The following is a 1,802-nucleotide window of genomic DNA, read 5'->3' on the forward strand; positions in this document are numbered from 1 at the left end:
GGCTTCTTTGGTGGCAGGATTTTCCTCAAGATTCTTCTGGGAAATCATCATGGAGATCTTTGTTCGTCTTCTGAGAAAATCTTCCAAGTGAACAACCATTTCATGATCTCTGGCGTGGACTGCTTCGACCTTTAAGCACTCAGAGTCTGGAATCAGTTCTTCTTTCAATTCAGGATTCACTTCTATCTGGTTCAACAAATCGAACGCTTTACTTCCATAGCGCCGCCAAAGCCGGGTTGAGCTTGATTCACTAGCATTTTGAGGAGTGGAATCATCCAGACTAATTTCAGCTGCTCTTTGTAGGAACCGATCATGTTCATTCTTTGAAGGTTCACCGTACCAAACTGAAGTATGTTCGTGAATATCTACATCACATTCTCGCACGAATTCGACAACCTCCTCACCAATATTCAGGCAATCTGTTAGCTTCCCGCCGAAGATACTGATAGTTTTTTGACTGGTGTCAACGTCTATTTCGTGTTTCCGCGACATCTTCACCCAGTCAGTAATAATTTTATCTTGTTGACGCTCAACAACGAGGGGGCGAACCCCACAGCGCTCTGCAATGATGTCGGACTCTTTCAAAGAGTCCTCCAATTCAACGCGTTTATTGATGTTGTTCAGAACAAAAGATCTGTCTTCTGGTGTGACGTGTGTCTCAGGGTGGGTAACTTGAGTGTCAGTAGTACCAATGACAGTTTTATTCCCCATCGGGATAGCAAAGAAAAGTCTTCCATCGTCAGCAAAGAACGTCAACACACGCTCATGGGGAGTTAATCTTTTAACAATTAGGTGGATTCCCTTTGAAAAGACATGCTGATGCTTGGTGTTTTGGGCCAGGGCTCTATTCTGAAAGTCGACAAAAGGACCACAAGCATTTATCAATACTTTGGCTTTTATTTCATGATGATCACCGCTGATTTGGTCCCGAACTTTGACTTTCCAAAAACCTGATTCTGAATCTCGTTCACCTCCCAAAGATTCAACATAATTTAGGGCAATGCCATCTCTGTCCATGGCACCACGGATAAATTGGAATACGAAGCGAGCATCATTTTCAGGTAAGTAGGCATCAGAGTACTCAATGCCACCAATGCTTTTATCAGTGTTCACAACAGGTTCATCATCACGAATCTTGCCGGTGGTCAAGAGTCGGGGGGGACGTGTAAAGCAATTTCCAATGAGCCAGTAAAGAAAGGCGCCCATGTAAAGCATAATTGCAGGAAATCGGAACCCTCTGTCTAGGTTGGTAAAGAAACGGAGCTCTCGTACGTTAGTGGGATAGGCCCTCATCAACTGGTTACGCGACATGCAAAGCTTTCGAACTAGTCCAAGCTCGTAGCTCTCCATATATTTGATTCCACCCCACACTAGGTTGGAAGAGTGCATGCTTGTCTCACTGGCAAAGTCCTTTCGGTCGATCAGACCAACTTTGAGGCCTTGTCTTGCAAGTGCTGCAAAGGAGACTGCTCCGTTGATCCCTCCCCCTATAACAAGTACATCAAGTGGTTCTTCAGTAATCTTCTTTAATTGTGCATTGCGCTGCATATCCCGTCCTCAAAAAATGGCCTCTTTAGTAGAGAATTGACTTTAAGATGCAATTTTAGATTACTTTTGTCAAATAATTTTTCTATTGATGAAAAACTGACAACTGAAAATTAAGAAACTGTTTTGACAACCAACTTGGTTACCAGATATTTTTCAAAATGGTTTTTCACACTATGGAGATGTTAGTAGAGGAAAATTAGAGATGTGAGCCTTGATTCGATGTGGATTTCGATTAGGTGGAGATTCGAGAGACA

The 1,802-nt window shown here is 43.0% G+C and carries 1 protein-coding gene; it reads right to left on the reverse strand.

Annotation, left to right across the window (positions count from 1 at the left end):
* Nucleotides 1–1,548, reverse strand: a 1,548-nt coding sequence (locus tag P8O70_08880) for a glycerol-3-phosphate dehydrogenase/oxidase (protein MDG2196990.1), incomplete at its 3' end; no start/stop codon positions are given.
* Nucleotides 1,549–1,802 lie beyond the last annotated feature (254 nt).

It is taken from the genome of SAR324 cluster bacterium (genome assembly GCA_029245725.1).
Classification (GTDB): Bacteria; SAR324; SAR324; order SAR324; family NAC60-12; genus JCVI-SCAAA005.